A 7,688-nucleotide genomic window follows, 5' to 3' on the forward strand; every position below is an offset into this window, starting at 1 on the left:
TACATTGATGAGCAAACCATTAACTATCTGAAACTGACTGGTCGCGACGAAGAACAGGTAACGTTGGTAGAAAACTACGCTAAACAGACAGGATTGTGGGCTAATGATCTGCAAACTGCGGTGTATGAGCGCGTGTTGGAATTTGATCTTTCCAGCGTAACACGCAATATGGCTGGCCCGTCCAATCCGCATCGTCGTCTACCGACGGCAGAGCTGGCTACTCGTGGCATTGCTGATGCCGAAAAACTCAATGCTGACAAGCTTAGCGCAAATCAAAACTTACCAGATGGTGCGGTGATCATTGCCGCCATTACCTCCTGCACCAACACCAGTAACCCGCGCAACGTGGTGGCCGCGGCTTTGGTGGCTAAAAAAGCCAATCAAGTAGGGTTAATCCGTAAGCCGTGGGTAAAAACCTCTTTCGCGCCGGGATCGAAAGTCGCCAAGCTCTATTTAGAGGAGGCGGGCTTGCTCACTGAGCTTGAGCAGTTGGGTTTTGGCATTGTGGGTTATGCTTGTACCACTTGCAATGGCATGAGTGGCGCTTTAGAGCCGGCGATTCAGCAAGAGATTATTGAGCGCGATCTGTACACCACCGCTGTTTTGTCGGGCAACCGCAATTTCGATGGTCGTATTCATCCTTATGCCAAACAAGCTTTTCTCGCTTCACCACCGTTAGTAGTCGCTTATGCATTGGCAGGCACGATGCGCTTTGATATTGAGCGCGATGCGTTAGGCATCAATAGCCAAGGTGAACCGATTTATCTTAGTGATTTATGGCCAAGCGATGAAGAGATTGATGCGGTAGTGAAGACCAGCGTCAAGCCTGAGCAGTTTAAGCAAGTCTATATTCAGATGTTCAAACTCGATGATGATCAGCACGCGACAAAGCCGCTCTATGACTGGCGTGAAATGAGCACGTATATTCGTCGTCCTCCCTATTGGCAAGGCGCGCTTGCTGGAGAGCGAACATTATCGGCAATGAGGCCTTTGGCGATTTTGGGCGACAACATCACCACTGATCATCTTTCGCCCTCCAATGCGATCTTACCGACTAGCGCAGCGGGGGAGTACTTAGCCCAAATGGGGTTACCGGAGGAAGATTTTAACTCTTATGCCACGCACCGTGGTGATCACCTCACTGCGCAACGCGCGACATTTGCTAATCCAAAGCTGTTCAATGAAATGGTTAAGGACAATGGCGAAATGGTACAAGGCTCCCTAGCTCGCGTGGAGCCGGAAGGTCAAGTGATGCGCATGTGGGAAGCGATTGAAACCTATATGCAGCGTAAGCAGCCTTTGATTGTGATTGCCGGTGCCGATTATGGTCAAGGCTCATCACGAGATTGGGCGGCGAAAGGCGTGCGCTTGGCTGGGGTTGAGGTGATTGCTGCTGAAGGGTTTGAGCGCATTCACCGTACTAACCTGGTTGGGATGGGAGTGCTGCCGTTGCAGTTCAAAGCGGGAACGAATCGTCACACTTTAGCACTGGATGGTTCAGAGCTTTACGACGTGGTTGGCGAAATTGCCGCTGGGGTCGATTTGGCTTTAGTGATCACCCGAACCAATGGCGAAAAGCTCGATGTCGCGGTGACGTGTCGCTTAGATACCGCCGATGAAGTGCATGTTTATCAAGCGGGTGGCGTGTTACAGCGCTTTGCTCAAGATTTTTTGGCTGAGTGAGGGAGATAAGATCATGAATAAAATTCGTTTCTTAAAACAAGCCCCATGCTCAAAACAAGAAGGGTATTCGGCAGCAAGCCACAACGAAGAGCGTCAGTGTGAACATTCTACCGCAATGCAAATGAAAGTGCCGGCGACCTACATGCGGGGCGGCACCAGCAAAGGGGTGTTCTTTCGCCTTAATGATCTACCGCCTGCGGCGCAGGTCGCGGGTGAGGCGCGTGACCAATTATTGCTGCGCGTGATTGGCAGCCCTGATGCTTATGGTAAGCAGATTGATGGTATGGGCGGAGCTACCTCCAGCACCAGTAAAGCGGTGATTGTCAGCCAAAGTACGCATTCTGATCACGACGTTGATTACTTATTTGGTCAGGTCTCGATTAATCAACCGTTTGTCGATTGGAGCGGTAACTGCGGCAATCTTTCTGCCGCCATCGGCCCGTTCGCGATCCACGCTGGGTTAGTCGATGCCAAGCGTCTGCCGCGTAACGGCATTGCAGAGGTGCGTATCTGGCAGGCCAATATCAGCAAAACCATCGTGGTGCATGTGCCGATGCTCAACGGGCAAGTACAAGAGTGCGGCGACTTTATGTTAGATGGGGTCACCTTTCCTGCCGCAGAAATCCAAGTTGATTTTGTCGACCCAGCGGATGGCTCTGGGTTGCTTTTCCCGACCGGAAACTTGGTTGATGATCTTGAAGTTCCGGGCGTTGGCAACTTTAACGCCACGTTAATCAGCGCGGGCATCCCGACAATATTCATCGATGCTCATTTATTGGGTTATCAAGGTACTGAGCTACAAGATGCGATTAATGTTGATGAGCAAGCGCTGGCTAAGTTTGAAAAAATTCGAGCCTATGGCGCACTTAAAATGGGCTTAATCAACGACATTGCTGAGGCAAAAAGCCGCCAACATACCCCAAAGATAGCCTTTGTTTCTGAAGCCAAAGAGAGCCTTTCTTCCAGCGGTAATGTCATTACCCGCGATGAGGTAGATTTACTGGTTCGCGCCTTGTCGATGGGCAAGCTGCATCACGCCATGATGGGAACGGCTGCGGTGGCGATTGCGTCTGCGGCGTGTGTCCCCGGAACGCTGGTGAATCTTGCTGCGGGCGGAGGCGTGCGCTCGGCGGTGACCTTTGGTCATCCATCGGGAACGCTAAAGGTGGGGGCGCAGGCAAGCCAAACGGATTACGAGTGGCAGATAGAGAAAGTCACCATGAGTCGCAGTGCGCGAGTCTTAATGGAAGGGATGGTGCGCGTTCCGTTCGATCCTATTTTCTCATAACGCTTAGATAATCTCAGTGAGTCGCTTTATTCAAGGACGATACATTCGCATTTATCGCATCGGCTCTTATATCCAAACTACGCGACGTTGTTTGGGTATAGCCCGAAACGAAGACATACTGGAGGAAGCACTATGTCGGCATACCAAGAACAATACCAATGGGCACAACAGCAACCACAACAATTTTGGCAGCAGCAAGCACAAAATATTGATTGGTTCCATGCCCCGCAAACCATTCTAGCTAACGATGAAAATGGCATCGAACGCTGGTTCCCTGATGGACTAATGAATACCTGTTGGTTAGCGCTCGATACTCATTGTGAGCAGGGGCGAGGGGAGCAAACGGCCTTGATTTATGACTCACCTGTGACCGGAGTGAAGCTGCGCTATAGCTATCTAGAATTGCGCGACCAAGTGGCGACAATCGCCGGTATGCTGGCGACTCAGGGCGTCACTAAAGGTGATCGAGTGGTGATTTATATGCCAATGATCCCAGAAGCGGCGATGGCAATGCTGGCATGCGCACGACTGGGTGCCATTCATTCGGTGGTGTTTGGCGGCTTTGCGCCCAGTGAGTTAGCGGTGCGAATTGAAGATGCTGAACCTAAGGTGATCATGACCGCCTCGTGCGGCGTAGAGGTCAACAAGCTGATCCCATACAAGCCAATGGTTGACCAAGCGATTATGGATAGCCGTTGGAAACCGCAACATGTATTTGTTCTGCAAAGGCCGCAATGCCTTGCTGAGCTAAATCAAGAGCGTGATATTGATTGGCTGCAAGTACAACAAAATGCCTTGCCCCATGCTTGTGTCCCCGTGTTGGCGACAGACCCGCTCTATATTCTTTATACCTCAGGCACCACGGGTAAACCCAAAGGCGTGGTACGTGACAACGGCGGTCATGCGGTGGCGATGAAATACTCGATGAGTGCAATCTACAATATGCCGCAAGATGGCGTGTTTTGGGCGGCCTCGGATGTGGGGTGGGTGGTTGGTCATTCTTACATTGTCTATGCGCCACTTATTCATGGTTGCACCACCATCTTGTATGAAGGCAAGCCGGTACGCACGCCTGATCCCGGGGCATTTTGGCGAGTGTGTGCAGAGTATCAAGTCAATGCTTTGTTCTCAGCCCCGACGGCGTTTCGCGCGATTAAGAAAGAAGATCCGCAAGGGGAGTATCTCAAGCAATATGACCTATCCCATTTAAAAGCCATCTTCATGGCCGGTGAACGCCTTGATCCACCAACCTTAGAGTGGGTCGTGAGCCACACCGATAAGCCTGTGATTGATCATTGGTGGCAGACCGAGACAGGTTGGGCGATCGCGGCAAATTTGACGGGAATTGAAATGATGCCAGTAAAAGCTGGCTCAGCAACGATTCCTGTCCCCGGTTACCAAGTGGCAATCTTAAACGAGATGGGCCAAGCCGTTGAAGCGAACCAACAAGGCTTTATTGCGTTGAAACGCCCTTTGCCGCCAAGCTGCTTACCGACGGTATGGCGTAACCATGATCGCTTTGAGAGTGGTTATCTCAGCCAATTTCCGGGTTACTACGTCTCAGGTGATGGCGGTTATCTCGATCAAGATGGGTATCTATTTATCATGGGCCGGATTGATGATGTGATTAATGTTGCCGGTCACAGATTATCAACTGGTGAAATGGAAGAGATTGTGGGTGGTCATCCGGCCATTGCCGAATGCGCCGTGGTCGGTATTCATGATGAACTTAAAGGCCAACTGCCTCTCGGTTTTGTGGTGCTCAAAGATGGCGTCAGCATTGATGATATAACCTTAGAGGGAGAGCTAGTCAGCAAAGTGCGTGACTCAATTGGTGCGGTTGCTTGCTTTAAGCATGCTCTGGTGGTGGAGCGTTTACCGAAAACCCGCTCAGGTAAGATTCTACGTCGTACCATTCGCCAGATTGCCGATGGTGAAAGCTATACCGTGCCATCCACTATAGATGACCCCACCAGTATTGCTGAGATTGAGCGGGTATTGCGCGTCTAATTCTTCATGTAAATCAAAGTACTGAATGAAGGGCGAAGTTTTGTGGCTGCGTCTTTTTGTTGTTCACCTCTTTTTACGTCTATGTAGCTTATCGCTTTCAGAGCTGCATGGTAGTATTGCGCGGATTTTCAATAGCATATCAAGGAAGAGTATGACTCCGAATCAACAAGCGTTTCTTGACCAATACCTTGCTCAGTTCACGGAAGCAGAGCGCAACGATATACCGCAAGTGTTAGCGGAGTATTTTTGCGCCGATGAATATAACGCCAACGAATGTGCACGTTTAGTGGATCTGGGGATCAAAACCGCATCGTGTAGCTTAAAAGAGGGCTACGAGATTGATGATGAGCCTTTGCCAGTGGTTGGCCGTTTAACGGTGGTGTTGGATTGGAATCAAACACCCATCTGCATTGTTAAACTGACTAGCGTTGAGATTTGCCCATTCAATCAAGTGACGGAGGCGTTTGCTCAGTCTGAAGGTGAGGGGGATGGAACGTATGCGTGGTGGCGCAAGGCTCATATCGATTTCTTTAACCAATACGCTCAACAAATCGGCGTTAGTTTTACTGAAGAGTCAGAACTGGTGTTAGAGCGGTTTGAGAAGGTTTATCCACGTTAGAAACGTGCCATTGAGTACTTAATTACCTTATTGTGCGAGAGAGTGGATGAGGGGAAAGCTCCCCTCATTGGTCTTGTTCACTTGCCTCATCTCAGTGTAAATCATTCGCTAACGACAAGCTTTTAATCGGTTGGTGGGCGTTAGTGGATTTTAGGCGCAGCCATTTCAAATTCTTTAGAAAGAAGAGCTTGTTGTGCTTTTTCATGGCCTTGTTTGGCGGCTTTTTGATACCACATCATCGCCAAATGCTGATTTTCAAACTCGTCATTCTCAGCACCATAGAGGGTACCAAGGATGTATTGAGATTCAACGTCACCTTGTTCCGCTGCCATAGTGTACCAGGCTATTGCCTCATCGATATTTTGTTCAATGCCTTTGCCTGCTTCTAGCATCACACCGAGATTATATTGAGCCGCTACCGATCCCTGTTTCGCCGCTTTGACGTACCATCTATACGCTTCTTTTTTGTTAACGGGCGTTCCTACGCCGAGTTCGTACAAAGACGCTAAGCTAAATTGCGCATCGGCATGTCCATTCTCTGCGGCGTTGTGGTACCAAATGAGAGCTTTAGTTTTATTTGGCTCTACGCCTAAGCCAAAATCGTACATCATGCCAACATTATACTGTGCTTCGATATGGCCTTGTTCTGCGGCCTTTAGATGCCAAATAAAGGCGTCTTGTTTGTTCTCTGATGTGCCGATGCCAAAATAAAGCATCATAGCCAAATTATATTGAGCCTCGACATGACCTTGCTGTGCGGCGATGAGATACCATTTTATCGCTTCGGACTTATCTTTTTCGATGCCTTTACCCAGTTCCAGCATTAACGCTACGCTGTATTGAGCTTCAAGATGGTTTTGCTCAGCAGCTTGATAATACCAATACAACGCCGCTCCCAGATCTTCATCGGTACCGATGCCATAAGCAAGCATCGTCGCCATGTTATATTGTGCCTCAGCGTTATCTTGCTCAGCTGCTTTGTGGTACCACTCCAGTGCTTGCTGGGGATTCTCTTCTACTCCTTGAGCAAACTCCAGCATTCTACCGACGTTAAGTTGTGCTTTTGCATGCCCTTGTTCTGCCGCCTTCAAATACCAGTGAAACGCCATAGCTCGGTTTTCTGCGATACCATCACCGTGATAGTACATCGTCGCGAGATGGTATTGGGCACGCACGTTGCCTTGCTCTGCCGCTTTTTCCATCCACCGTGTTGCTTGTGCTTTGTCGACTGGTGTTGTTTCCCCAAAGTAATACATATGACCAAGGTAATATTGAGCTTCACTGTGCCCATCTTTGGCCGCTTGGCTGAATAGTTCGAAGGCTTTGTTTTTATTTATCGACGCGCCATTACCAAAATAGTATTGCACACCAAGGTCATAAGTCTCTTTACCTGTTTGGTGCGCTGTCGCGTAATGAGTACAGCCCAAAATGGGATTAATCAGCAATGTCATCGCTAGAATGAAACCTTTCATGCTCTTTTGAATAGACCTGTATGGTTGAACCGCAACGTCGACAAGGACAGACGGTTATATAAATTGACGTGATCATATAGTGTGTCAAACAGTAAGCAAAGCATTGTTTTTATTAGAAACTATATAGTGAGCGTTGAAACTAAACAGACTTGGTTTTCTTTTGCGATGTACGGCTTTATGCGCTTTATCTTGGTAGAGAACGATTTGCTGAATTAATTTCGATAGGGAATGACGGGTTATCTGCTAAAATCACTCAATCTAAGCTGCTGCCGAGCGCAGCGCTACCTCGTTGTGATAACGATGATATAAAACTCGATTTAGGAAGCTGCTCAATGAGCCAACAACCCAATAACCCTTTACATGGGCTAAGCCTTGAAAAAATTCTGACTCGCTTAGTTGAACACTACGGTTGGAACGGACTGGACCAAAGAATTCGCATCAATTGCTTCAATAGTGATCCTTCAATTAAATCTTCTTTGAAGTTTTTGCGTAAAACCCAATGGGCCCGCGATAAAGTGGAAGCTCTGTATATTGATACTTTTAGTTAATCATATTAATGCGCTGGGTTCTCACTTTGGTGGGAACCTATTAGCGTTTCTCTTCTCTTCTCTTCTCT

6 protein-coding genes are annotated in these 7,688 nt (G+C 48.6%); 5 read left to right on the forward strand and 1 reads right to left on the reverse strand.

Annotated features, from left to right (window positions below; all coding sequences use genetic code 11):
* The 4 genes from acnA to RH85_RS03965 all read left to right on the forward strand — a co-directional run.
* Positions 1 to 1,683: aconitate hydratase AcnA (gene acnA / locus RH85_RS03950; RefSeq protein WP_006710905.1), on the forward strand; the 1,683-nt coding region annotated here is incomplete at its 5' end.
* Between the two features lie 115 nt (positions 1,684 to 1,798).
* Entirely contained in the window at positions 1,799 to 2,971 is a 1,173-nt protein-coding gene (gene prpF, locus RH85_RS03955) for a 2-methylaconitate cis-trans isomerase PrpF (protein WP_174269561.1), read from the forward strand.
* A 132-nt stretch (positions 2,972 to 3,103) separates the two neighbouring features.
* Positions 3,104 to 4,981 (forward strand): propionyl-CoA synthetase, encoded by a 1,878-nt coding sequence (locus RH85_RS03960; protein WP_006710907.1) that lies wholly within the window; start codon positions 3,104 to 3,106, stop codon positions 4,979 to 4,981.
* 151 nt (positions 4,982 to 5,132) lie between these two features.
* A complete protein-coding gene (locus tag RH85_RS03965; protein ID WP_006710908.1) occupies positions 5,133 to 5,600 on the forward strand; it encodes an ASCH domain-containing protein in 468 nt (155 codons plus the stop codon).
* A gap of 140 nt (positions 5,601 to 5,740) precedes the next feature.
* Here RH85_RS03965 and RH85_RS03970 read toward each other — a convergent pair whose 3' ends face one another.
* Entirely contained in the window at positions 5,741 to 7,072 is a 1,332-nt protein-coding gene (locus RH85_RS03970; protein ID WP_006710909.1) for a tetratricopeptide repeat protein, read from the reverse strand.
* A gap of 332 nt (positions 7,073 to 7,404) precedes the next feature.
* On the opposite strand from RH85_RS03970, the gene RH85_RS03975 reads away from it, so the two are divergent.
* Positions 7,405 to 7,620: a VF530 family protein gene (locus RH85_RS03975; protein WP_005596436.1), complete on the forward strand. Its 216-nt coding sequence runs from the start codon at positions 7,405 to 7,407 to the stop codon at positions 7,618 to 7,620.
* The last annotated feature ends 68 nt before the right edge of the window (positions 7,621 to 7,688 follow it).

The organism is Vibrio ichthyoenteri ATCC 700023 (genome assembly GCF_000222605.1).
Lineage (GTDB): Bacteria > Pseudomonadota > Gammaproteobacteria > Enterobacterales > Vibrionaceae > Vibrio > Vibrio ichthyoenteri.